Origin of the sequence: Hymenobacter negativus, from assembly GCF_016056375.1 — a bacterium.
GTDB lineage: Bacteria > Bacteroidota > Bacteroidia > Cytophagales > Hymenobacteraceae > Hymenobacter > Hymenobacter negativus_A.
Genome location: NZ_JAEDAE010000004.1, coordinates 183,017 through 207,055, shown reverse-complemented (window position 1 = coordinate 207,055; position 24,039 = coordinate 183,017). Strand labels below are relative to the sequence as shown.

22 protein-coding genes are annotated in these 24,039 nt (G+C 63.5%); 18 read left to right on the top strand and 4 right to left on the bottom strand.

The genetic code is table 11. The annotated features are described in order from the left end of the window. Positions 1–25 precede the first annotated feature (25 nt). From atpE to I7X13_RS11460, 8 genes are all read left to right on the top strand, one after another. Entirely contained in the window at positions 26–301 is a 276-nt protein-coding gene (gene atpE / locus I7X13_RS11495; protein ID WP_196287135.1) for an ATP synthase F0 subunit C, read from the top strand. Between the two features lie 154 nt (positions 302–455). Continuing rightward, on the top strand, positions 456–953 hold the full coding sequence (gene atpF / locus I7X13_RS11490; protein ID WP_198075601.1) for a F0F1 ATP synthase subunit B: 498 nt from the start codon (positions 456–458) through the stop codon (positions 951–953). Between the two features lie 88 nt (positions 954–1,041). Beyond that, on the top strand, positions 1,042–1,602 hold the full coding sequence (gene atpH / locus I7X13_RS11485) for an ATP synthase F1 subunit delta (RefSeq protein WP_198075600.1): 561 nt from the start codon (positions 1,042–1,044) through the stop codon (positions 1,600–1,602). Between the two features lie 116 nt (positions 1,603–1,718). After that, positions 1,719–3,302: a F0F1 ATP synthase subunit alpha gene (gene atpA, locus I7X13_RS11480; protein ID WP_198069389.1), complete on the top strand. Its 1,584-nt coding sequence runs from the start codon at positions 1,719–1,721 to the stop codon at positions 3,300–3,302. Between the two features lie 90 nt (positions 3,303–3,392). Then, on the top strand, positions 3,393–4,277 hold the full coding sequence (atpG, locus tag I7X13_RS11475; protein ID WP_198075599.1) for an ATP synthase F1 subunit gamma: 885 nt from the start codon (positions 3,393–3,395) through the stop codon (positions 4,275–4,277). A 325-nt stretch (positions 4,278–4,602) separates the two neighbouring features. Continuing rightward, positions 4,603–7,005 (top strand): hypothetical protein, encoded by a 2,403-nt coding sequence (locus I7X13_RS11470; protein ID WP_198075598.1) that lies wholly within the window; start codon positions 4,603–4,605, stop codon positions 7,003–7,005. A gap of 336 nt (positions 7,006–7,341) precedes the next feature. Then, complete coding sequence (locus I7X13_RS11465) at positions 7,342–7,695, top strand: T9SS type A sorting domain-containing protein (protein ID WP_198075597.1); 354 nt, start codon at positions 7,342–7,344, stop codon at positions 7,693–7,695. 158 nt (positions 7,696–7,853) lie between these two features. Continuing rightward, positions 7,854–9,569 (top strand): FG-GAP-like repeat-containing protein, encoded by a 1,716-nt coding sequence (locus tag I7X13_RS11460; protein ID WP_198075596.1) that lies wholly within the window; start codon positions 7,854–7,856, stop codon positions 9,567–9,569. A gap of 38 nt (positions 9,570–9,607) precedes the next feature. Here I7X13_RS11460 and I7X13_RS11455 read toward each other — a convergent pair whose 3' ends face one another. Next, entirely contained in the window at positions 9,608–10,300 is a 693-nt protein-coding gene (locus I7X13_RS11455) for an HAD family hydrolase (RefSeq protein WP_198075595.1), read from the bottom strand. A gap of 111 nt (positions 10,301–10,411) precedes the next feature. Between I7X13_RS11455 and pafA the strand changes: the two genes are divergently transcribed. The 4 genes from pafA to I7X13_RS11435 all read left to right on the top strand — a co-directional run bounded on the left by pafA (position 10,412) and on the right by I7X13_RS11435 (position 14,479). Next, positions 10,412–12,139, top strand: coding sequence for an alkaline phosphatase PafA (gene pafA, locus I7X13_RS11450; RefSeq protein ID WP_211532044.1), 1,728 nt, complete (start codon positions 10,412–10,414; stop codon positions 12,137–12,139). Between the two features lie 81 nt (positions 12,140–12,220). Continuing rightward, entirely contained in the window at positions 12,221–12,772 is a 552-nt protein-coding gene (locus I7X13_RS11445; protein ID WP_198069383.1) for an inorganic diphosphatase, read from the top strand. Between the two features lie 49 nt (positions 12,773–12,821). Then, positions 12,822–13,505 carry a DUF6766 family protein gene (locus tag I7X13_RS11440; protein ID WP_198075594.1) on the top strand — a complete coding sequence of 228 codons (684 nt, stop codon included), beginning with the start codon at positions 12,822–12,824 and terminating at the stop codon, positions 13,503–13,505. A 92-nt stretch (positions 13,506–13,597) separates the two neighbouring features. Then, complete coding sequence (locus tag I7X13_RS11435) at positions 13,598–14,479, top strand: UbiA prenyltransferase family protein (protein WP_198069381.1); 882 nt, start codon at positions 13,598–13,600, stop codon at positions 14,477–14,479. Between the two features lie 102 nt (positions 14,480–14,581). On the opposite strand, the gene I7X13_RS11430 is transcribed toward I7X13_RS11435, so the two are convergent. Then, entirely contained in the window at positions 14,582–16,108 is a 1,527-nt protein-coding gene (locus I7X13_RS11430; protein ID WP_198075593.1) for an NAD(P)H-hydrate dehydratase, read from the bottom strand. Positions 16,109–16,146: 38 nt separating this feature from the next. Between I7X13_RS11430 and I7X13_RS11425 the strand changes: the two genes are divergently transcribed. Further along, positions 16,147–16,686 carry an RBBP9/YdeN family alpha/beta hydrolase gene (locus I7X13_RS11425; RefSeq protein WP_198075592.1) on the top strand — a complete coding sequence of 180 codons (540 nt, stop codon included), beginning with the start codon at positions 16,147–16,149 and terminating at the stop codon, positions 16,684–16,686. 116 nt (positions 16,687–16,802) lie between these two features. Here the strand turns inward: I7X13_RS11425 and I7X13_RS11420 are convergent, their stop codons facing one another. Together I7X13_RS11420 and I7X13_RS11415 are read right to left on the bottom strand one after the other, a co-directional pair. After that, positions 16,803–17,288 carry a hypothetical protein gene (locus tag I7X13_RS11420; protein WP_198075591.1) on the bottom strand — a complete coding sequence of 162 codons (486 nt, stop codon included), beginning with the start codon at positions 17,286–17,288 and terminating at the stop codon, positions 16,803–16,805. Further along, a complete protein-coding gene (locus I7X13_RS11415; RefSeq protein WP_198075590.1) occupies positions 17,282–18,178 on the bottom strand; it encodes a hypothetical protein in 897 nt (298 codons plus the stop codon). Before I7X13_RS11415 ends, I7X13_RS11420 begins: the two co-directional genes overlap by 7 nt. A 222-nt stretch (positions 18,179–18,400) precedes the next feature. Between I7X13_RS11415 and I7X13_RS11410 the strand changes: the two genes are divergently transcribed. From I7X13_RS11410 to I7X13_RS11390, 5 genes are all read left to right on the top strand, one after another. Then, positions 18,401–19,627 carry a glycosyl hydrolase family 18 protein gene (locus tag I7X13_RS11410; RefSeq protein WP_198075589.1) on the top strand — a complete coding sequence of 409 codons (1,227 nt, stop codon included), beginning with the start codon at positions 18,401–18,403 and terminating at the stop codon, positions 19,625–19,627. Between the two features lie 12 nt (positions 19,628–19,639). Next, positions 19,640–20,140 (top strand): polysaccharide deacetylase family protein, encoded by a 501-nt coding sequence (locus I7X13_RS11405; RefSeq protein WP_198075588.1) that lies wholly within the window; start codon positions 19,640–19,642, stop codon positions 20,138–20,140. Next, positions 20,137–21,870 (top strand): glycosyltransferase, encoded by a 1,734-nt coding sequence (locus I7X13_RS11400; RefSeq protein WP_198075587.1) that lies wholly within the window; start codon positions 20,137–20,139, stop codon positions 21,868–21,870. Before I7X13_RS11405 ends, I7X13_RS11400 begins: the two co-directional genes overlap by 4 nt. A 111-nt stretch (positions 21,871–21,981) precedes the next feature. Beyond that, complete coding sequence (gene msrB, locus I7X13_RS11395) at positions 21,982–22,449, top strand: peptide-methionine (R)-S-oxide reductase MsrB (protein ID WP_198069375.1); 468 nt, start codon at positions 21,982–21,984, stop codon at positions 22,447–22,449. Positions 22,450–22,556: 107 nt separating this feature from the next. Further along, entirely contained in the window at positions 22,557–23,810 is a 1,254-nt protein-coding gene (locus tag I7X13_RS11390; RefSeq protein ID WP_198075586.1) for a T9SS type A sorting domain-containing protein, read from the top strand. The last annotated feature ends 229 nt before the right edge of the window (positions 23,811–24,039 follow it).

The window sequence follows — 24,039 nt, the reverse complement described above, 5'->3', positions numbered from 1 at the left end:
TCTTTTTCCCCTTTTTCCAATTTTTATGTTGCTCTCTTTGTTGTTGCAAGTGGCTGCTATGGCCGCTAACTACGGTCCTGGTTTGGCTGTAATGGGTGCCGGTATCGGTGCAGGTCTGGTGGCTCTGGGCGTAGGCCTGGGCATTGGCCGCATCGGTGGCAGCGCCATGGATGCTATCGGCCGTCAGCCGGAAGCTTCGGGCAAAATCCAGACGGCTATGATTATCGCCGCCGCTCTGATTGAAGGTCTGGGCCTGTTCGCAGTCGTAGTCTGCGTACTCATCTGGACCAAGCTCGTTTAAGGCAGTCGGCCGGGCCTGTGAGGGCTCGGAAGTAGTAAGGAAGCCCGCCGCCCGCTGCTGCACATGCAGGTGGCGCGGCGGGCTTACCTGCTCCTACTATCAGTAATTGTTGAGGCCGGTTTTCACAGGCCAGCTTCCCATTCCAATACTCATTATGCCAGCTTTCTTATCCCCCGAACTCGGCCTGATTTTCTGGCAACTGGTTATCTTCCTGCTGGTACTGTTCCTGCTGGCGAAGTTTGCCTGGAAGCCGATTCTGCTCGCCCTCAAAGAGCGCGAAGACAGCATCGAAGGCGCCCTGCGCATGGCCGACCAGGCCAAGCTTGAAATGCAGCAGCTGAAAGCCGGCAACGAAAAGTTGCTGACCGATGCCCGCCTCGAGCGCGACCGCATGATGCAGGAAGCCACCCAAATGGCCAACCAGCACCGCGAAGCCGAAAAGGCCCGCGCTACCGCCGAAGCCAACACCATCATCCAGCAAGCCCGCGAAGCCATCCAGCAGGAGAAAAACGCAGCCCTGGCCGAAGTAAAAAATACCGCCGCCAAGCTGTCACTCGACATCGCCGAGCGCATCCTGCGCCGCGAACTCGCCGACCCCGCCGCCCAAACGCAGCTGGTCGATTCTTACCTGAAAGACGTTAAACTTAATTAAGGGTAGAAGGGAAAAGGAATAGGGTATAGGGCTGCAATAGGCCTGATTCGCTTATTCCCTATCCCATATTCCTTATACCCCCAATAATATGGCTGACCAACGAGTAGCGGCCCGCTACGCCAAGTCGCTCCTCGACTTGGGCAAGGAGATAGGCACCCTGAGCGCAGTGAAAGAGGACATGGACCTGCTGAGCAAGACCATGGCCGAAAGCCGCGAGCTGCGTCTGCTGCTGCGCAACCCGATTGTGAAGCACGACAAGAAGCTGGCCATCCTGAAGGCCATCTTCGGCGGCAAGGTGTCGGACATGACGCTGCGCTTCTTCACCATCCTGACCGAGAAAAACCGTGAGTCGGCCATCGAAGGCATCGGGCCCGAGTTTCTGGCGCAGTACAACGCCATGCAGGGCATTCAGTCGGCCGAAGTAACGTCGGCTACGCCGCTCACGGCCGTTGCCCGTCTCGAAATCCGCAAGCTGGTAACCCAGCAAACCGGTCTTACCGAGGTGCAGCTCACCGAGAAGGTGGACCCCGAACTCATCGGCGGCTTCGTGCTGCGGGTGGGCGACAATCAGATTGACGATTCTGTGCGCACCAGCCTCCGCCGGATGCGCACTTCGCTGCAAGAAAATTCATATCAAAGCAAACTGTAGGGTTTTAAGTATTAAGTATCAGGTAATAAGTAGTTAGCTAACGCTACGCTTTCCTCTGGATACCAACTACTTGCTACTAGCTACTTACTACTAACTACTACTTAATTCCCCATACAATGGCAGAAGTACGTCCGGATGAAGTCTCCGCAATCCTGCGGCAGCAACTGTCCAATTTCAAGTCGGAAGCCGAGCTGGAAGAAGTCGGCACCGTGTTGCAGGTCGGCGACGGCGTGGCCCGCATCTACGGTCTGAGCAAAGCCCAGGCCGGCGAACTGATTGAATTCGAGAACGGCCTGCAAGGCCTCGTGCTCAACCTGGAAGAAGACAACGTGGGTGCCGTAATGCTCGGCGACTACTCGGAAATCCGGGAAGGCGCTACGGTGAAGCGCACCAACAAAATCGCCTCCATCAAAGTGGGCGAGGGCATCGTTGGCCGCGTGGTGAACACGCTGGGCCAGCCCATCGACGGCCGCGGCCCCATCTCGGGCGAGCTGTACGACATGCCGCTGGAGCGCAAAGCCCCCGGCGTAATCTTCCGTCAGCCCGTGACGGAACCCATGCAAACCGGCATCAAGTCGATTGACGCGATGATTCCGATTGGCCGGGGCCAGCGCGAGCTGATTATCGGTGACCGCCAAACCGGCAAATCGGCCGTGGCCATCGATACCATCATCAACCAGCGCGAGTTCTTCGAGCGCGGCGAGCCCGTGTTCTGCATCTACGTAGCCGTGGGCCAGAAGGCCTCGACCGTGGCCCAGGTGGTAAACGCTCTGACCAAGGGTGGTGCTATGGACTACACGGTGGTGGTGTCGGCTTCGGCTTCGGACCCCGCTCCGCTGCAGTTCTACGCTCCCTTCACCGGTGCCGCTATCGGCGAGTACTTCCGCGACACGGGCCGTCCAGCCCTCGTGGTGTACGATGACTTGTCGAAGCAAGCTGTGGCTTACCGCGAGGTGTCGCTGCTGCTCCGTCGTCCTCCGGGCCGCGAGGCTTACCCCGGCGACGTATTCTACCTGCACAGCCGCCTGTTGGAGCGCGCCGCTAAAATCAATGCCTCGGACGAAATCGCCCGCGACATGAACGACCTGCCCGACAGCATCAAGCACCTCGTGAAAGGTGGTGGCTCGCTGACGGCTCTTCCTTTGATTGAGACGCAGGCTGGTGACGTATCGGCTTACATTCCGACCAACGTGATTTCGATTACGGACGGCCAGATTTTCCTCGAGACCAACCTGTTCAATTCGGGTGTTCGCCCGGCTATCAACGTGGGTATCTCGGTATCGCGTGTGGGTGGTAACGCTCAGATTAAGTCGATGAAGAAAGTGGCCGGTACGCTGAAGCTCGACCAGGCCCAGTTCCGCGAGCTGGAAGCCTTCGCCAAGTTCGGCTCCGACCTCGACGCCTCGACCAAGCTCACCATCGAGCGCGGCCGTCGCAACCTCGAAATCCTGAAGCAGCCCCAGTACTCGCCCGTGAAGGTGGAGGACCAGGTGGCCATCATCTACGCCGCCACCAACGGCCTCCTCGACAACGTGCCCGTGAACCGCGTGCGTGAGTTCGAAAAGGAGTTCGGTCAGACGATGAACTCGCGTTATCCCGACGTGCTGAAGGCCCTGAAAGCCGGCAAGCTGGAGGACGCTGGCACCAAGGCCATCCGCGAGGTAGCCAAGGACGTTTCGGCGAACTACGCCGGCAAGTAAGTTGTCCATTAAGGGTTGTCAGCTGTTAGCCCTGGCTAATGGCTGACAACCCTCTGACAACTGACAACCAACAACCGATATCAAGTTTAAATGGCAAGCTTAAAAGAAGTCCGCAACCGCATTCAGTCGGTGACCAGCACGCAGCAGATTACCAAAGCCATGAAAATGGTGGCGGCGGCCAAGCTGCGCCGGGCCCAGGACAACATCGTGCGGATGCGGCCCTACGCCCAGCGTCTGAATGCCATCCTGAGCAACCTGACCCGCAACGCCGACTCCGACATCGTGAGCGACTACGGCGTGGCCCGCGAGGTGCGCCGGGTGTTGGTCATTGCCATCACTTCGGACCGTGGTCTGGCGGGTGCCTTCAACACCAACGTGTTTAAGGGCGTGAACGCAGCCATTGCTTCGCGCTACAGCAACCTGCCGGCGGCCAACATCTCGGTGATGGCCATTGGCAAGAAAGCGCACGACTACTACGGCCGCCGCGGCCAGACCGTGGGCGACTACACCCACGTCTTCGCCAAGCTGTCGTTCGAGACGGTGCGGGCCGCTGCCGAGGTAGCCATGCAAGGCTTCCGCGACGGGCAGTACGACGAGGTGGTGATGGTGTACAACGAGTTCCGTAACGTGGCCACGCAGATTATCCGCACTCAGCAGTTGTTGCCGCTGGTGCAGGAAGAAGCGCCCGCTACGGCTACGCCGGAGTCGAACGTAGACTACCTGTTCGAGCCCTCGAAGGAGGACATCGTGCAGACGCTGATTCCGCAGTCCATCAAGATTCAGCTCTACAAGGCAGTGTTGGAAAGCAACGCCTCGGAGCACGGCGCCCGCATGACGGCCATGGACAAAGCCACCGACAACGCCGGTGAGCTCCTGAAGTCGCTCAAACTGACCTACAACCGGACGCGTCAGGCGGCCATCACGACCGAGATTCTCGAAATCGTGGGTGGTGCCGAGGCACTGGCGGCGGGGTAACCTAACGCTGATTTTCTGTAAAGGCCCGTCTTCTCTCGAAGACGGGCCTTTTTTGTTCGTCGTGGGATATAATTTCATATAGAAAAACGACAAATAACATTTACTTCATTGCCTCATCTTCCACATTTCTTCTTGTATGAAAAACGTGTTACACAACTGGCAGGGACTACTACTTTGGGCTATCCTGTTGCTGATGGTGCAGACTGCGCCAGCGTGGGGCTCCAGCCTCGGGGCATCGCCAAATTTGAGCACGGTACTGAATTCCGACGGTACAGTGCGTGCCGGAACGCATGGCTCCTTTAATGCCCAAGGGTACAGATTGGACATGAACTCAGAGGGCCACCCGGTTTTCCGGTCGGCAGCTACTAGCCGGGCCCTGGGCATTCAGGGTAGCGGTGATGCAAACTGGTCGAATGCGTTCGGCATTAGCAGCGGTATCGACGACTTTGTGCTGGCCCTGGCAATCGATGGCAACACGATATACGCGGGCGGGCAGTTTACGACCGCGGGCGGGATAGCCGCCAGTAACGTAGCCAAATGGAACGGTACAGCTTGGAGTGCACTGGCCGCCGGAACAAACGGCATTGTCCGGGCACTGGCGGTGGATGCCAGTGGCAATGTGTATGCTGGAGGACAATTTTCTCAAGCTGGCAGCATAGCGGCCAGCAACATTGCCAAGTGGAACGGTACTACTTGGGCTCCTCTAGCCACAGGAATCAACAGCTTGGTATCGGCCTTGGCGGTGGATGTTAGCGGTAACGTGTATGCCGGGGGGCAATTTTCCCAGGCTGGCAGCACAGCGGCTAGCAACATCGCCAAGTGGAACGGCTCGGCGTGGTCGGCACTAGGGGCTGGAACGAATAGCGGTGTATTGCAACTGGTACTTACCAGCAGTGGAATCCTTTATGCCAGTGGTGACTTCAGCATGGCTGGCAGCGCTGCCGCCAGCCATATAGCCCGCTGGAATGGCACTACTTGGAGCGCGCTGGGCCAAGGCGTGGGTGCTGCCGCGTATGCGCTGGCCGTCGATGCTAGCGGCAGTGTGTATGCCGGCGGCCAGTTCACTATGGCTGGCGGACAGCCGGTCAGCAGCATTGCTAAGTGGAACGGTGCATTCTGGAGCAGCATGGGCACAAGTCCTGCCGCCGATATCGTGCGTGCTATTGCGGTAGATGGCAGCGGCAATGTGTATGCGGGAGGATATTTCAGCACAATTGGCGGTGTAGCGGCCAGCCACATCGCCAAATGGAACGGCTCGGCTTGGGCTCCTATGGGTCAGGGCATCATCAGCAATCAACTTAGTGTCTCTGCTTTAGCCGTGGATACCAATGGGAATGTATGTGTAGGAGGAAGCTTTGGCACTGCGGGCGGGACCGTGGTTAACAACATTGCCAAATGGACTCCGGGCACCGCTACATGGTCGCGGTTTGGGCCGGTAGCGGCGGCAGCGGCGGGGGTTAATGCCAGCGTTTACGCGGTGGCCGTGGATAGGACCGGCGCTATGTACGCAGCCGGTGCATTTGGGGCTGCTGGCACCACGGCGGCCAACAGCGTGGCCAAATGGAATGGCACGAGTTGGACGACGCTGGGCACTGGGCCCGATGGCAACCTGGGGTGCCTGGCAGTAGACGGTAGTGGCAACGTGTACGCGGGTGGAGCCTTCACCACAATAGGCGGAATAGCCGCTAATAGCGTGGCCAAATGGAATGGCACGAGTTGGACGACGCTGGGCGCTGGAGCCAATGCTACCGTGAGTGCCCTAGCCGTCGATGGTGTCGGTAATGTGTACGCGAGTGGTAATTTCACTTCGGCCGGTGGCGTGGCGGCGAACCGCGTTGCCAAGTGGGACGGCACCAGCTGGAGTGCTTTGGGTACTGGGATGAACAGCTCGGTAACGGAGCTGGCGGTAGACCGGGTCGGCAATTTATACGCAGCGGGCGCTTTCACCTCGGCCGGGGGGATAGCAGCTAATTATGTGGCCAAGTGGGACGGCACGGCTTGGATGGCCCTGGGACCCGGCGTGGGCAATGCCGTGAGCGCGCTGGCCCTGGACGGCAACGGCAACGTATACGTGAGCGGCTACTTCACCACGGCCGGAGGCAGTGCGGCTAATGGCATCGCTAAGTGGGACGGAACGGCCTGGACCGCGCTAGGCGCAGGCCTGGGCCAGCTGCCGGGCCGGGGGCTGACCAGCGCGGCCTTAGCCTTGGTCACCGATGGCAACGGCAATGTGTACGCTGGCGGCAATTTTACCACGGCCGGAGGCGTAGCGGCCAGTTACGCGGCCCAGTGGAACGGCACAGCTTGGCTACCCATGGGCTCCGGTGTAAATGGCTATGCTTACGCCATGGCGGCGACGGGTGGGGGCATCTACGTGGGCGGCGCCTTTACGGCGGTAGGCGACGGCAGTAAGTTCATGGCCCATATTGGCTACTACTCGCTCACGCCGCTGGCCACAGCAGCGGCCTGGCCCGGCCTGCACATCGGCCTATTTCCCAACCCAGCACACGCACTGGCCTTGGTGCAGGTGCCGGGCGTGGCGGGGGCTACGTCGGCCACGCTCCGGCTGGTGGACGCCTTGGGCCGCACTGTGCAGACCCAGCGGCTGGCTCTGCCGGCTACCGGAGCCACGGCCCAGGTATCGTTGGTGGGCGTGGCCCCCGGTCTCTATCGCCTGCAGGTGGAAGCTGGGAGCCAGCAGGCCAGCCGCCCGTTGACCGTAGAGTAGTGGCCCATCGGTAGGCTGCTCGGGCTGAATCATGGCCGGCAGCCTGTGGCCCAATTGCCCACCCATTGAGCTGTAGTCAGGACCGGGGCAGAGAACAAATTGCCCAGGCTCGACAAAATAAACGAGGCCCGCTACCGTTAGGAGCGGGCCTCGTTTATTTTGTCGAGCCTGGGCAAATTACGGAGGCTGCTTTGGAGTAGGGGAGTGGGCAACAATGATTGACAGAGGAGGGAAGCCGATGACCCAACTCACAACCCCGGAACGGAACGTATGATGGGTGCCGACCACGGCACGCCGGGCCATCTCAGGCAACTTTTTACTTATTCTATTTCCGCTATGAGAAGCATCGTGTTATCGCCACGCATGGGGCTGCTAGCCATCCCGGTATTGCTAGAACTGTTGGGGCCGGCAGCCTGTGCGCAGGACCTGGTGCCGCTGGGCGAGGTGGATGTGTATCCCAACCCCGCCCACATCCGGGCCACGGTGCAAGTGCCGGCGGTGCGGGGGGCCGACACGGCCACCGTCACGCTCACCGATGCCCAGGGCGCCGTGGTATTTGAGCAGCCCGTGAGCCTTACCGGAGCCGGCGGCGCGGCGGAAGTGCCGCTGCTGGGCCGTGCCCCCGGCCTCTACCGGGTGCAGGTGCAGGCCGGTACCCAGCGCGTGGCCCGCACCCTGAAGGTGGAGTAGGGGAGAGGAACTGTTGTCCCTGCGGTGCTGCTGGTTGGGTGCCCGGGCCCGGCGGAAGGTGGCGGCACGGTTCCGGGCCCGGCGTAGCTTTGTAGCCCGGCGGCGCAACCTGGGGTTGTGGGCCGGCTTTCTGCGTCTTCTTGCTACCTGTTATTGTGTTGAATAACTCTTCTCTGCCCGCCAGTGCCGGGGCGGCCTTGATGCTGCTGACATCACTGGCCTCTGCCCAGGCCCAAGCGCCAGTCATTGTTAATGTTACGCCCGTTGCCAACGCCAGCGCGGCGCCTCGCAACGGGGGCGTAGTAGCCAGCTTCAGCCAGCCGCTCACGGCCGCCTCAGCCACGGCGCTTAAGGTGTTCAGCAGCCAGCGGGGCGGGTTGCGGGGCGGCGGGGCGGCCACCGTAATAGGTGCCAACCTGGGCTTCTTCCCCACAGCCTACGACTTCCGGCCGGGCGAAACCGTGCAGTACACCGTGACCCGCACCGCCGCCACTGCGGTTGGGGCACTGGCCACACCCCGGGTGCAGCAGTTCACCACGGCGGTGGGCGGCACGGGCACGGGCAGTTTTGCGCCGGGCACGGAAGTGCCCGTTGGAGTGCGGCCCACAAGTGTGGCAGTGGGCGACGTGGACAACGACGGCGACCTCGACCTGCTGACCGGCAACTCGGGCGAACCCACCGTGAGCGTGCGCCTGAACAACGGCCACGGCACCTACGGCGGCAACCAGAACGTACCCGTAGCGAGCTATTCGCTGGGCCTAACCCTGGGTGACGTGGACGGCGACGGCGACCTGGACTTGCTCTCGGCCAACTTTACGGGCAATACCGTGAGCGTGCGCTTCAACAACGGCAGCGGCCTGTTTGGTCCCGGCGCGGACGTGCCCGCTGGCTACGGCCCCCAGGGGCTGGCCCTGGGCGACGTGGACGGCGACGGCGACCTGGATTTTGTGGCCACCAACCGCGACGTGGATTCGGTAAGCGTGCGCTTTAACAACGGCAGCGGCACCTTTGGCGGCAGCTGGGGTGTGCATGTAGGCGATGGCCCCGAGGGTTTGACACTGAGTGATGTAGATAACGACGGCGACCTCGACCTATTGGCCACTAACCTTCTGGCCAGTACCGTGAGCGTGCGCCTAAATAACGGCAGCGGCACCTTTGGCAGCGGGCAGGAGGTGCCCACCGGTGGGCAGCCGTTCGGCATCGTGACGGGCGACGTAGATAACGACGGCGACGCCGACCTGCTGGCTGTGAGTTACCTCTACAACGGCATCGTGAGCGTGCGCCTCAACAATGGCAGCGGCACGTTCAGCGGCGCCCAAAACGTGGCCGTGCGCAGCTACCCGCCCACGGTGGTGCTGGGCGATGTGGACCACGACGGCGACCTGGACCTGCTCACGGCCAACTCGGGCAACAGCACGGCCAGCGTGCGCCTCAACGATGGCAGCGGCACCTTTGGCGGCGGGGCCGATGTGTCGGTGGGCGATGTCAGCATTGCCCCAAGCACCCCCAATGCCGTGGCCCTGGGCGACGTGGACGGCGACGGCGACCTCGACCTGCTCTCGGCGAATACCACCACGGCCGGTACCGTGAGCGTGCGCCTGAACAGCGGCACCGGCCCCCTGGCCACGGCCGTGGCGTCCCCTGCCGCCCTGGCGGCCTACCCTAACCCTGCCGGGCATGGCCCCGCCACCGGCCGGGTACAGCTTAGCCTGCCGCCCGCCGCCACCCACGCTGAGCTATTCGACCCGCTGGGCCGGGCCATGCGCACGGTTCCCGCTCAGGCCGGAACCGCCACGCTGGACGTGGCCGGCTTGCCCCCCGGCCTCTACCTGATGCGCGCCGCCGGGCAGGTAGCCCGCCTGGTGGTGGAGTAGCAAAAGGGCCGCTGCGCCCCAAGAATATAAACCTTACGTCAGCCGCGCCGCTTCTGTGGCTTGGGCGCTTTGGGCTGCTGCGCCAGCAGCTCCAGCAGCCGGGTTGGGGTGAGGCCGACGAAGTCCTTGATGACCGTGAGCGGAGCCTGGAAGTTGGCTGCTTTGAGGGTGGTGGCTACAGCCACGCAGCGCATGCCGGCGCGGTAGGCAGCCTGCTCGCCCAGCAGGGCATCTTCGAACACGATGCAGTCCAGCGGCTGCACGCCCAGCTTAGCGGCGGTGAGAGAGTAAGTATCGGGATGAGGCTTGCCCTTGGGCACGTCGTCCTTGCCGATGACGACATCGAAGTAGCGGCGCAGGTCGAGGTGGTCGAGGATGTAGCTGAGTGTGGGGCCGCCCGAGCCGGTGCCCAGGCCGATGGGGAAGCCCTCGGCCCGGGCGGCCTCTAGGAAAGCCGTGAGACCCGGCAGCGGCCGCCGCTTGCTCCAGTACAGCGTGCGGTAGAGGAACTCGCGCTGCTCGGCGTAGATGTCGAGCTGCTTTTGGGGGATGGGATGGCGGAAAACGCTTTGGATAATCTCTCCGGCGGGCATGCCGTTGAGGCGCTTGAGGAGCTGGCGGGCATTGGTGGTCAGGCCGAGGTCGCGAAAGAGGAGTTGGAAGGCGCGTGCCTGCACGGGTGTGTTGTCGACGAGGACGCCGTCCATGTCGAAGATGAGGGCGGGCTTCAATGGGCGAATGGGTGAATGGACGAATGGACGAATGCTTGACCGCAACGGCGGCATAACCAACGAAGGTGGAAGGCGCGGGTATCTTTGCGTTTGTTCTCCTACTGAAACTTCATGAAAAAGATGCTTTGGGCCGCATTGGTCGCCGCAGCCGCCGTGCATTCACCCATTCACTCATTCGCTCATTCACCGGAGCCGCCCGTGCCGCGTCCCAAGCTGGTGGTGGGCATCGTGGTGGACCAGATGCGCTACGACTACATCTACCGCTACTGGAGCAAATATCCGTCCGGCGGCTTCCGGCGGCTACTGGGCGAGGGCTTCAGCTACGAAAGCTGCCACTACAACTACGTGCCCACCTACACCGGCCCCGGCCACGCCAGCGTGTACACCGGCACCACGCCGGCCGTGCACGGCATCATCGGCAACAACTGGTGGGTGCGCGAGGAAGGCCGCGAAACTTACGTGACCGAGGACAAGACCGTGAAAGCGGTGGGCGGCACCGAAGCCGCCGGCCAGATGTCGCCGCGCCACATGCTCAGCACCACCATCACCGACGAGCTGCGCCTGGCCACCAACTTCCAGGCCAAGACCATTGGGGTGAGCATGAAGGACCGGGGCAGCATCCTGCCGGCCGGCCACTCGGCCACCGCCGCCTACTGGTACGACGGTACCAACGGGGCCTTCATCAGCAGCACCTTCTACCAGCCGGCCCTGCCCGCGTGGGTGGCCGGCTTCAACGCCGCCCACCACGCCGCCGACTACCTAGCCAAGCCCTGGAACACGCTGCTGCCCATTGCCGACTACACCGAAAGCTCGCCCGATGACGTGCCGTGGGAAGGGGCCTTCAAGGGCGAGAGCAAGCCCGTGTTTCCGCACGACCTGCCCGTACTCTCGGCCGGTGCGCCCGCCTCGGTGCAGCCCGCGCTCAAAAACTCGGGCGAGAGCAAGGCCGTGCCGGCCCCTACTCAAAACCTGGACCTCATCCGCAGCACGCCCTTCGGCAACAGCCTGACCACGGACTTCGCCCTCGAAACCCTGCGCCAGGAGCAGATGGGCCAGCGCGGCATCACCGATTTCCTGGCCATCAGCTACAGCAGCACCGACTACGTGGGCCACCAGTTCGGCCCCAACTCCATCGAAGCCGAAGACACCTACCTCCGCTTGGACCGCGAGCTGGCCCGCCTGTTTGAGGCGCTGGATAAGCAGGTGGGCAAGGGCCAGACCCTCGTCTTCCTCACCGCCGACCACGCCGCGGCCCACGCCGTGGGCTTCTCGCAGGCCCACCGCCTGCCCGGTGGCGGCGTAGGCCCGGCCGTGATGCGCGACTCGGTGCAGCGCGCCCTCACCCGCCAGTACGGCCCCGGCCAGTGGGTGCTCAGTTACGAAAACCAGCAGGTGTACCTCAACCGCCCCCTGCTTCAGAAAAAGAACATTGACCTCGGCAAGGCCCAGCAGGCCGTGGCCGCGGCCCTGCTCACACTGCCCGGCGTCACGCAAGCCCTCACCGCCCTCGACCTGCAGCGCGCCCACTGGAGCGAGGGCCTGGGCATGTACCAGGAAAACGGCTTCTACGCCCCGCGCTCGGGCGATGTGCTCACCGTGCTGGCCCCGGGCTGGCTCGAAGCCTACGCCTTTCCCGTAGTGAAGGGCACCACCCACGGCTCGGCCGGCGCGTATGACACGCACGTGCCGCTGCTGTTCTGGGGCTGGGGCGTGAAGCATGGCGAGTCGTCGGCTTCGGTGCACACCGTGGACATTGCGCCCACCGTGGCGCAGTTTCTGCACATCCAAGAGCCCAGCGGCTGCTCGGGGGTGCCGCTGCGCGAGGTGCTGGGCCGGTAGCAACACTTTTATTAAGAAACTCCCTCATCCGCTTGTAATTTTGTCCCTGGCCGTCAAGATAGGCGGCTGCTTTCCCTGAATATGACCCACTTCAACCCCTGGCACGACGTGTCGCGCGGCGACGAAACCCCTACCGTCGTCCAGTCCATCATCGAAATCCCCAAAGGCAGCAAAGGCAAATACGAGCTTGACAAAGAGAGCGGCCTGCTGAAACTCGACCGCGTGCTGTTCTCGGCCGTGCACTACCCGGCCGCCTACGGCTTCATCCCCCAAACCTACTGCGACGACAAGGACCCGCTGGACATCCTGGTGCTTTGCTCGGTCGACATCGTGCCCATGTGCTTGGTAGAGGCCAAGGTCATCGGCGTGATGCAGATGGTAGACCAAGACGAGGAGGACGACAAAATCATCGCCGTGGCTGCCCACGATATCTCGGTGAACCACTACAACGACATCTCGGACCTGCCCCCGCACACGCTGCTCGAAATGCAGCGCTTCTTCGAGGACTACAAAGCCCTGGAACACAACAAGCACGTCACCGTAGAGCGCTTCATGGGCAAGGAAGATGCCTACCGCATCATCAACGACAGCATCAAGCTCTACGAAGAAACCTTCGGCGGCCGCAAGGCTTAATAAGCTACGGTCGAGCTACGTTTTTCTGGAATGCCCGTAAAGGCGAAGCATGGCAATAACGCGTCCTGCTTCGCCTTTTTGGCGTTTCCTGTATGAGAACAGTCTTATCATCGTCATCCTGCTGCTCACGCTGGGCACCCTGGGCGGCCAGTTCCTGACGGGCTGGCACGACTACAACGACGAGCTCCAGGACATGGGCCTGGCCCAACTCACGGCCGGGCAATATTTCCACTCCGGCCATTTCCTCGAAGCCACGTTCGAGAACTGGGAAAGCGAGTTTTTGCAAATGGCGCTCTACGTGCTGCTGACGGTGTGGCTGCGGCAGCGAGGTTCCTCCGAGTCGAAAAAGCTCTATGAGGAAGAAGAGGTAGACGCCGAGCCAGACCAATCGAAAAAGGACGCCCCCTGGCCCGTTCGGCAGGGCGGCCTTATGCTGGCACTGTATAAAAACTCGCTCAGCCTGGCGTTTTTCGCGCTGTTTGTCATGTCGTTTTTCCTGCACGCCCGCGGTGGAGCCGAGGTCTACAGCATCGAGCAGGTGCACGACGGCAAAGCGGCCGTGAGCACCTGGGAATACATGAGCACCTCACGGTTCTGGTTCGAGTCGCTGCAGAATTGGCAGAGCGAATTTCTCAGCATTCTGAGCATCGTGGGCCTCAGCATCTTCCTACGCCAGCACGGCTCGCCCGAAAGCAAGCCGGTAGACGCCGCCCACGGCGAAACGGGGAAGTAGGAGCCACCTAATTTGGCTGTCATCCTGAGCGCAGCGAAGGATGACAGTAGATTTTGGGTTGCCCGGCGCGGACCCCGTTTTACCTTCGCTCCGTGGATTCTCCTGCTTCCGTTGCTACTCCCCGGTCCGCCCGCAGCCTCGTGCGGCGGGCGCTTGATGCCGTGCTGTTTAGCAGCGTGTGGCTGTCGGGCGCGGCGGCAGTGCAAACGGCGGCCTCGTTTCACCGTTGGCCCGCGGCGGGCGGTGTCAACGGCCGGGTGGTAGCGCTGGTGTTCGCCGCCACGCTGCTGGTTTACAATCTGGATGCCGCGCTGCCCTTTAAGCACCGGCAGCCCGCCGCGGGCTCGGGGCGCAAGGCCTGGCAACAACGGCATCGACGCAGCTTAGCGGCGCTGGCGGCGGGTGCGGCGCTGGCGGCCGGTTATTTCTTTCTGGCCGATGGCTGGTGGCACTACTTGCCGGCCCTGTTGCCGCTGGCGGGGCTGGCGCTGCTGTACTCGTGGCCGCTGGTGCGCTGGCAGGGACAGCGCCGGGCCGTGCGCGAAGTGCCGCTGCTCAAAGGCTTTCTGATTGCGGGCGTGTGGTCGGCCATTACGGTGGGCCTGCCCGCGCTGGCCCTGCACCGCCCACTGGCCGAAGCGCTGGGCCTGCTGGCGCAACGCTTTTGCCTGGTGCTTGCCCTCACCATCGTATTCGATATTCGGGACCTGACCCGCGACCGGGCCGCCGGCACCCGCACCTTCCCGCTGGTGCTGGGCGTGGCCGGGGCCAAAGCCGCCGCCCTGGCCTTCCTGGCCGCCGCCATGACCTTGGGGTACGAGCGCGGCGTGCCGCCGCTGGGCCTGGGCCTTACGGCGCTGGCGGCGGCGGCCGTTATCCTGCTGGCCGAGGAGCGGCGGAGCGACTACTTCTTTGCTCTACTGGCCGATGGCGTGCTGCTGGTGCCGGCCGTGCTATACCTGGTAGGAAAGTAGGGCAGAATCACCTGGCACTCTGAAATTTTATTTCGGCCCGCGTAAACATCACCAGGCAACTTGTCCTTGCGGCCCGCAATAACATTTCAGGGTATCCGAACCTTATAGCTCGGCCAGCGCCGGACCAATGTGCCGCACAATATCCCCGGCCACCAGCCCAGCCTGACCGGTGAGCGCGGCGGCCATATCGCCGGCCCGGCCGTGGGCGTACACGCCCAGCCGCACGGCCTCTACGGGCGGTAGCTGCGCGTGGGCGCGCAAGGCCAGCAGCAGGCCCGTGAGCACGTCGCCGCTGCCGCCAGTGGCCATGCCGGCGTTGCCGGTGCTGTTGAAGTGCAGCTCGCCGGTAGGCGTGGCCAGGCAGGTATAGGCCCCTTTTAGCACCATCAGGCACTTGTGCTGCTGGGCGAAGTCGCGCAACAATTCCAGGCGGTGGTAGTCGTCGCGGGCGGGTTCGGTAAGGCGCTCAAACTCCTTGGGATGCGGCGTCAGGACGGCGTTTTCGGGTAGCTGCTTCAGCAGCGCGCGATGGCTGCCCAGCAGGTTCAGCGCGTCAGCATCGATGACGAGGGGCAGGGGCTGGCCGGTTTTTTCGAGGGGCTGGGCGGCGGCTTGCAGCAGCTTCCGCAGCACAGCGAGGCTGGCGGCTTCCTGCCCCAGTCCGGGGCCGATGCCCACGGCCTGGTAGGGTTTCAGGTCCGGCAATTCGCTGATGAAATCGGCCTGCTTATCGGTCAGGCACATGGCCTCGGGCTGGCTGATTTGGAAGATGTCGTAGCCGCAGCCGGGAATGTGGGCCGTGAGCAGCCCCACGCCGCCGCGCAGGCAGGCCCCCGCCGATAGCACGGCCGCACCCATCTTGCCCCGGCTGCCGGCCAGCAGCAGCGTGTGCCCAAACGTGCCCTTGTGGCTGAATTTGGGGCGCGGCGGCAGCTGGCCAGCCACAGCGGCGGCATCGGTGTAGTGCCAGGGCGTGGCCGCTTCGGCAATGAAACCGGTGCTCAGCCCGATGTTCTCCACGTGCCATTCGCCCACAAATTCGGCATTCTGCGGCAGCAGGAAAGCCAGCTTGGGCAGGCCAAAACCGACGGTGTGCTGCGCCCGCACCACGGGGCTATCATCCGGTTGGGGCGCATCGGCAAAGAGGCCGCTGGGAATATCCACCGCCACGACGTGGGCCCCGGCATCGTTCAGGTGCTGCACCACGGCGGCGGCCAGCCCATCCAACGGGCGCGAAAGGCCGGTGCCAAACAAGGCATCAATAACGAGGGCGCCTTCGGCAATGGCGGGCAGGTGCTGCGGTGATAAGTTGGCCACGGGCACAGCAGCGGGCAGGTGCTTGCGGTTGTGCTGCCAATCGGACGACTGCTTTTCGGCTGGCAGCAGGGACACGCGCACGGCGTAGCCGCGCTGAAGCAGCAGCCGGGCGATGGCCAGGCCGTCGCCGCCGTTGTTGCCAGGGCCGCAGATAATCAGGGTTTCACCCGCTTCGGCCGGTGTGAAGTAGCTGCTAAACCACTGGATGAAAGCAGCGGCAGCCCGCTCCATCAGCTCCACCGAAAGCAGGTGCTGCTCCCGGATAGTGGCTTGGTCGAGCTGGCGGGTTTGGGCGGCGGTCAGGATTTTCATAGTAGTTGGGAGAGGAGGTGGGGCGACTACTTTTGAGCATGCAAGAAACCACCCGCGTCTTCATCGTGCCCGGCCTCGGCAGCTCGGGACCCGACCATTGGCAAACGTATTTTGAGCGCACGCAGTCGGATTTTATCCGCGTTGAGCAGCGCGAGTGGGACGTGCCCGACCGCGCCGAGTGGGTTGCCCGCCTCGAAGATGCCCTCGACGGCTACGACCTGAGCCAGGTAGTGCTGGTGGCCCACAGCCTGGGCTGTGCCACCATTGCGCACTGGGCCGGGCAGTACGGCCACCGCATCAAAGGCGCGCTGCTGGTGGCGCCCAGCGACGTGGAAACTGCGCATTACGCGGCCTTCCCCACCACCGGCTTCGCGCCCATGCCGCTGGCCCGGCTGCCGTTTCCCAGCAAAGTCGTGTTCAGCCAGGACGATGCGTGGGTGACGCCCGCCCGCGCCCGGCAGTTCGCCGAGGCTTGGGGCAGCGAATTAGTCGATATTGGTGAGGCCGGCCACATCAACGCGGCTAGCGGCTACGGGCCTTGGCCGGCCGGGCTGGCGTTGCTGGCCGGAATGATGTAGAAACGCAATATTTTGCGTCTCGTCGTTGAACGAAAACGCCTGAACGAAATCCCAACGGCCCCCAACGGTGCAGACGACGAGACGCAAAATATTGCGTTTCTACTGCGGCAGACCAATTACCGCGGCAGGCCAATCAAACAGGCATGAGCTGCGGCTTCGTCGGCGCAGTGGTGGTAGCGGGTGCCATCGGGGGCCAGCGCTTGCATCTGCGATGCGGCCAGCCGGGCGAATACCTCGGCCGGCTGTAGCACCACCGTGTGCAACTGCTGGGGGCGCAGGCGGCTGGTGCCCATCCAGTTCTCGGTAATCCAGGCTTTGGCTTCGGGCGAGAGCGAGGGCAGGAGGCGGGCATCGGCCAGCAGACGCTGCCAGCGGTTGCCGAGCAGCAGCGCGCCCGTGCTGGTGAGCAGCCGTGCCAGCTCGGCCACGCCCCATTTGCCGGCCCGGTAGCGCAGCACCGCATAGCCGGCCGGGTGCGTGAATAGCTCGCCGGCGGCGTTGGTGAACACAAGCGTGAGCGAAGCAGTGCGCATCGAACCAAAGGAATGAGTGGTGACGCCGGGCGGCATGGCCGGCAAAGCCGCATTGGGGCGCGTTACCATAACCTTCGGGTGAATTCGACCGACACGTAAAAAAACTTCTCGTCATTGCCCCACTCCGGCACGTGCAGCGGTACCAGGTAGGCCGGAATGAGGGCCAGGCTGCTGCGCCGCATGTCGAGCGAGAGGGGCAATGACAGCGTGTAGCCGGTGGTGGCAAAGCCCGGCGTATCGGGCGTTTCGAGCACGTTGGCGGTTTTGGTTTTGGTCTGGCCGTTCTTTTTGGTGCTCACGACCTGCTGCCGCACGTTGCGGGCCAGGCCGGCTGCGTAGAAGCGCTGGGTGCCCGTGCCCAGCTCGACGGTAGGCGTGAAGTTGAGCGTGTCGTGGGCGAAAACCGGCAGCGGGAAGGCGTGCGACACATTCCAAGTAAGCACGAGGTCGCGGGAGCTGCCAAAGAAGGCGTCGGCGGTAAGGCTGGCGTACACAAAGTCGAAGTCGTGGGCCAGGCTGCCTTCTACGTTGTCGGTGATGGTGGCGCGGAGGAGCTTGCTGCTGCCGGGCACGAAAAGGTGGGTGTATTGCAGGCTCCACTCGGTGGGGCCGTGGCCGGTGCGGGCATAGCCCAGGGTGGCCTCATAGTCGTCGAAAAGGGGATTATCGGGACCGTAGGAGCTGTTGAGGTAGGTGCCGACGTAGAGGCCCCAGCGGGTTTGGTAGGTGAGCTGGGTGCCGAGGTAGCCGTGGTCGTCGGCTGCTTCGGGGGCGCGCATCAGGTAGGCGTTGCGGTTGCTGGTGGTCAGGTCCACGGTGAGGCGCGGCGGGGCGGCGGGCTGGCCGGCAGCCGGGCGCGGGTCCGTCAGGACTTCGGCGGCAGGGGAGTGGGTTTGCGCGACGGCGGGCCGCCACCCCGGCAGCCCCAGCAATAACAGCAACACGAGCAGCACACGCATAAGAAGCAGCAGCAATAAACCAGGAAAAATCGTGGCCCGGCGGCTGGCTGTCGGCCAGTTTTGGGCGCCTTTGGTATGGCATTGACCGATAAAGTCGGTTCAAGATTAACGGGCGCATAATGAATGTTTTATGAGGAAAATGCGGCGCTTTTTTATTCATTTTTCCTACATCTGAAGCGTGGAATTTTACTTCTTTCAACGCTCACACTTTCTGCCCTGGCCATGTCCGCCGCCGATGCTTCCCCGCAGGTTTTTCAGAGTTTTTCGCCCCAACGCTGGCAGCGCTTCAAGTGGGGCGCGCGCCTGGCCGTGGCGCTGCTGCTGGTAGCCGGCGCAGGGGTGGCCTGGGCCTTGTTTCAGCAGTCGGCCACGCTGCTGCCCCGCGCCTTCGGGCCGAATGAAACCTACAAGCGCATCCTTAACCCCAGCCACCTCGGCACGCTGGCCAACCGCCACAACCGCGCCTACCAGGCCCTGCGGAAGCAGCTGCCCCGCCACGCCCACGGCTACCGCGACCCGCGCGACTTGCCCGCGAAAGCCACGTCGCCGGCCCCGCTGCAGCGCCGGCCGGCCCCGGCCTTCCGCGACGGGCTGCCCATTCGGGCGGGCTTCTACGTGAACTGGGACGCGCAGTCGCTGAGCACCTTGCGGCGGCAGGTGGACAAGATGAACATGGTGCTGCCCGAGTGGCTGTTCGTGCCCGACCAAGCCGGGCAACTCAGCACCGACATCGACACGGCGGCCCTGGCGTTGCTGCGCCGCCACCCCGGCGTGGCCGTGGTGCCCATGATTTCGAACTACTACCACGAGCAGTGGAACGGCGCCAACGTGCGCCGCATGCTGGCCACCGAACGCACCCGCCAGCTGTTCATCGCCAACGTGTTGCAGGTGCTGCGTCGCTATGGCTTTCAGGGTGTGAACATCGACTTCGAGAACCTGAACCTCGACGACCGCGCCCCGCTCGAAGCCTTCCAGCGCGAGCTATACGCCGCCCTGCACGCCGGCCACTACCTCGTGACGCAGGACATCGCGCCCCTCAACGACGACTACGACCCCGCCGCCCTGGCCCGCTCGAACGACTATCTCATCCTGATGGCCTACGACCAGCACGAAACCGGTAGCGCCCCCGGCCCCGTGGCCGCCCACAAGTGGGTGGAGGACATTCTGACCAAGATGGAAGCGCAAGTCGACCCGCAAAAGCTTGTGCTCGGTCTGGCCGCCTACGGCTACGACTGGCAGACCGACGGCGGCCCGAAGCACATCGAAGGCACCGACCTCACCTACCAAGAAGCCCTGACCACGGCCAAGGAATCGGAGGGCCAGATTCACTTCGACAACGATACCTACAACCTCGATTTCAGCTACGCCGACGAGCACGACCACCCGCACCAGGTGTTTTTCACCGACGCGGCCACCAACTTCAACGCCATGCGCGCCGCCGACGACTAGGGCTTGGCGGGCGTGGCTGTGTGGCGCCTGGGCTCCGAAGACCCACGTTTGTGGGGCTTCTTCAACCGCAACCTGCGGGCCGATAGCCTGGACCGCAGCGGCCCCGGGCTGCTGCAGCGCCTGCGCCGCCCGGTGGGCGCTACCGATGTAGACTACATCGGCGAGGGTGAGGTGCTGGACATTCTCAGCGGCCCGCAGAGCGGGCGCATCGACCTGACGCTGGACCACCCCGACCAGCTCATCAGCGAGGAAAATTACGCCGTGCTGCCCACCAGCTATGTGGTGCGCAAGCTGGGCGTGGCCCCCAAAACCGTGGTGCTCACCTTCGACGACGGGCCCGATGAAACTTACACGCCTCAGGTTATTAATATCCTGAAGCGTGAAAACGTGCCGGCCGCCTTCTTTGTGGTGGGCGAGAACGCCGAGAACAACGTGCCCCTGCTGCGCCAGCTCTACGACGACGGCTATGAAATTGGTAACCACACGTTTTCGCACTCAACATTGCCGGTGTGAGCCCGGCCCGCGCCGAACTGGAGCTCAACGCCACGCGCCGCCTCATCGAGTGCGTGACCGGACACAGCACCATTCTGTTTCGGGCGCCTTATAATGCCGACTCCGAACCGCAGAGCTTGCAGGAAATCGAGCCCATCATGCTGGCCAAGCACGAAAACTACCTGACCGTGGGCGAGAGCATCGACCCGCAGGACTGGCGCAAGGGCGTCACGGCCGACGAGATTTTCAATCAGGTGGTGAAGGAGCAGGCCAACGGCAGCGTGATTCTGCTGCACGACGCTGGCGGCGACCGCAGCGCCACGGTGGCCGCGCTGCCGCGCATCATCCACTATTTCAGGCAGAAGGGCTACCGCTTCATCAGCGTATCGGAGCTCATGCACAAGCCCAAAGCCGAGCTGATGCCCGCCCTGCCCGCCGGCCCCGACCGCGACCTGGCCCAGGCCAATTGGCTGACCGTGCAGGGCTTGTATTTCCTGGAGCACGGCCTCTACACGCTCATGCTACTTGGCATCATCCTCACGCTGGGGCGGCAACTGGCGGTGGCCGCGCTGGCCTGGGTGCCGCACCGCCGCACCCGCGCCCGCGAGGCTGCCGCGCCCGCCCCGCCGGCCGAAACCGGCGGCGCTTGGCCGCGACTGAGCATCATCGTACCGGCTTATAATGAGGAAGTAAACGCCGTGCGCAGCCTCGAAAGCCTGCTGCGGCTCGACTACCCCGATTTTGAAGTGGTGTTCGTGGATGACGGCTCGAAGGATGCCACCCACGCGCTGGTGGCCGCCGCCTTCGCTGATAACCCGCAGGTGCGCGTACTCACCAAGCCCAACGGCGGCAAAGCCTCGGCCCTGAACTATGGCATCGCCCGCGCCGCCAGCGACTTCGTGGTGTGCATCGACGCCGATACGCAGCTCGACCCGGCCGCCCTGCGCCAGCTCATCAGCCACTTCGACTCGCCGCAGGTGGGCGCCGTGGCCGGCAACGTGAAGGTGGGCAACGAGCGCAACTTGCTCACCCGCTGGCAGGCCATCGAGTACATCACCAGTCAGAATTTCGACCGCCGCGCCTTCGAGCTGCTGGGCTGCATCACGGTGGTGCCGGGGGCCATCGGGGCGTTTCGAACGGCGGCGTTGCGGGCCGTAGGCGCCTTCACCACCGACACGCTGGCCGAGGACTGCGACCTCACTATTAGGCTGCAACGGGCTGGCTACGCCGTGACTTACGCCCCCCGCGCCCTGGCCGTGACCGAGGCGCCCGAAACCGTGAGCATGTTCCTCAAGCAGCGCTTCCGCTGGTCGTTCGGCATCATGCAGTCGTTCTGGAAGCACCGCGCCGTGTGCCTCAACCCGCGCTACGGGGCGCTGGGGCTGGTGGCCTTCCCCAATCTGCTGGTGTTTCAGCTTATCCTGCCCTTCCTCAACCCGCTGGCCGACTTACTGATGCTCTACTCGCTCTGCACCGGGCAGGCCGGGCCGGTACTGGGCTACTACCTGGCGTTTCTGTTGGTGGATGCGGCGGCGGCAGCACTAGCCTTTGGCTTCGAGGGCGAGCGCCGGAGCCGGCTTTGGGGCCTGCTGCCCCAGCGCTTCGCCTACCGCCAGCTGATGTATGTGGTACTGGTGCGCTCGGTGCTGCGCGCCATCAAGGGCGAGCTGCAAAGCTGGGGCGTGCTGCAGCGGACGGGCAATGTGGTGGCGCCGGTGGGGGCCGAACTGACGGCGGGCCGGAGCGTGTAAGGAATCGGGCAGCGGGGCGTCTACCTACCGCGGCCGGAAACCTCCCGGGGCCGGCCGCGTTCTAGCCACTGACTTTCACTAAATCCGGCGGGCTGAAGCCCGCGCCACTTTATGCAAACCTGGAACGACGTTATTCGCCTCGCTAACCACCCCATTCCCTCGCCCCGCCGCGTGGAGAAAACGCCCGCCGAGTGGCGCGCCCAGCTCACGCCCGAGCAATACCACGTCACCCGCGAGCACGGCACCGAGCGCGCCTTCACCGGCGAATACTGCGAGGCCCACGAGGCCGGCCTCTACGCCTGCGTGTGCTGCGGCACCCCGCTCTACGACTCGCGCACCAAGTTCGAGAGCGGCACCGGCTGGCCGTCGTTCACGCAGCCCGTCGATGAAAGCGCCATCCGCTACAAGAAAGACACCAGCTACGGCATGGTGCGCGTGGAGGTGCTTTGCAACGTGTGCGACGCCCACCAGGGGCACGTTTTCCCCGACGGCCCGGCGCCCAGCGGCCTGCGTCTGTGCATCAACTCGGCCAGTATCAAGCTGGTGACGGAGGGCCAGGACGCGGCCGTAGCGAAGTAGCAGTTGGCTGAGTTATAATTTGGTATAGTGTAATTTTGAGCCGAGCTTCCGCTGCGTGTGCAGTGGGGGCTCGGCTTTCTTATTCCCACCCATTTTCACTCTTTTAAATGAAGAAAGAATTACTCACCGCGTTGTTGTTCGTGAGCGTGTTGGCCCAGCCGGCAGTTGCGCAGCTGCGTTTGCACCGCGAGCCACAGGCCGCCACTCAGCCGGCCACGGCCCAGCGCCTCGCGTCCAATACGGGCTTCCGCCAGCTCACGGCCCTCAAGCAGCAATACCGCGGCGGCGCCTGGCTCGATACCCTGCGCTACACTTACTCCCGCTTCACGGCCCTGAACAAGCCCCTGCGTGAGCTGCGCGAAAATGCGCCCACCCGCGGGGCCGCCCTGCGCGCCCTGCGCCAGGAAAACTACCAGTACAACGCCGCTGGCAAGCTTACGTCCGACTCGACTTTCGTTTACACCAACGGCACCCTCAACACCACGGCCACCCTGGCCATGACCTACACTTACGACACCCAGGGCAACCTGCTGCAGGAGCTGCAAAGCGTACGCGTGAGCGGCAGCTGGCGCCCCTACGGCCGCACCACCTACACCTACAACGCCCAAGGCCAGAACACGCGCATCCTCGACGAATCGTACTTCGGCTCGTCGTACCTGGCCGACGACCAGGAGCTGTTTACCTACAACGCTCAGGGGCAGGTGACGGTAGACGATTTTCAACTGGCGGATGTTTCGGGCACCACGTTCAGCCCCTTCCAGCGTGACTTGTTCACCTACAATGCGGCCGGCCAGCGCCTCACCGACACGCAGCAGGGCTACTCCAATGGGGCGTACGTCAACGCCTACCGCGTTACCAACACCTACACGGCCACGCCCATTGGTGTGCCCGCCACCCCGCAGCTAGCCAGCTATGTGGTAGAGCGCGCTAGCGGAGCCACGGCCTGGGTGCCCTACTCGCAGGGTATCGAGACCTACGACACCGACGGCAACCTGACCACCGACCTGTACCAAGTGTACACCAACGGCGCTTACGCAAACGACTACCGCTACGTGTACACTTACCAGCGCTTGCTGGCCACCACCCCGGCCAAGGCGCTGCAAGTCGGTCTCGCGCTGGTGCCCAACCCCAGCCGCTCCGGCCAGGCCACGGAAATGCACTACACGCTGCCGGCTGCGGCATCCGTCGCGGTGACCGTATTTGATGGCCTGGGCCGCGTAGTGTTTAGCCGGCCGGCTGCCGCGCAGGCCGCGGGCGAGCACATGTTGCCGCTGGCGCAGCTGCCCCCGGCCCCCGGCCTTTACACCGTGCGCCTCATGGCCGGAACTCAAAGCCAGGCTGTGAAGCTGGTAGTAGAATAGCAAACGACTCCCGTTAGAAAGCCGCCCCTGCTTTTCAGGGGCGGCTTTTTGGTGCCCAAACAGTAAAAAAAGAGCTAGCCAAACCCAGCCAATGCCGCGCCCTGCCGTTTTAGCGGCCAGAAACGTACACCTTTGCACCCCGCCGGCTGGCAGCGGGTCGTAATCTCCGAAACGAACCCGCGTCCACTTGTTGTTGCAGGTGTTCAGCCGGGGCCAATTCATTCGCCTC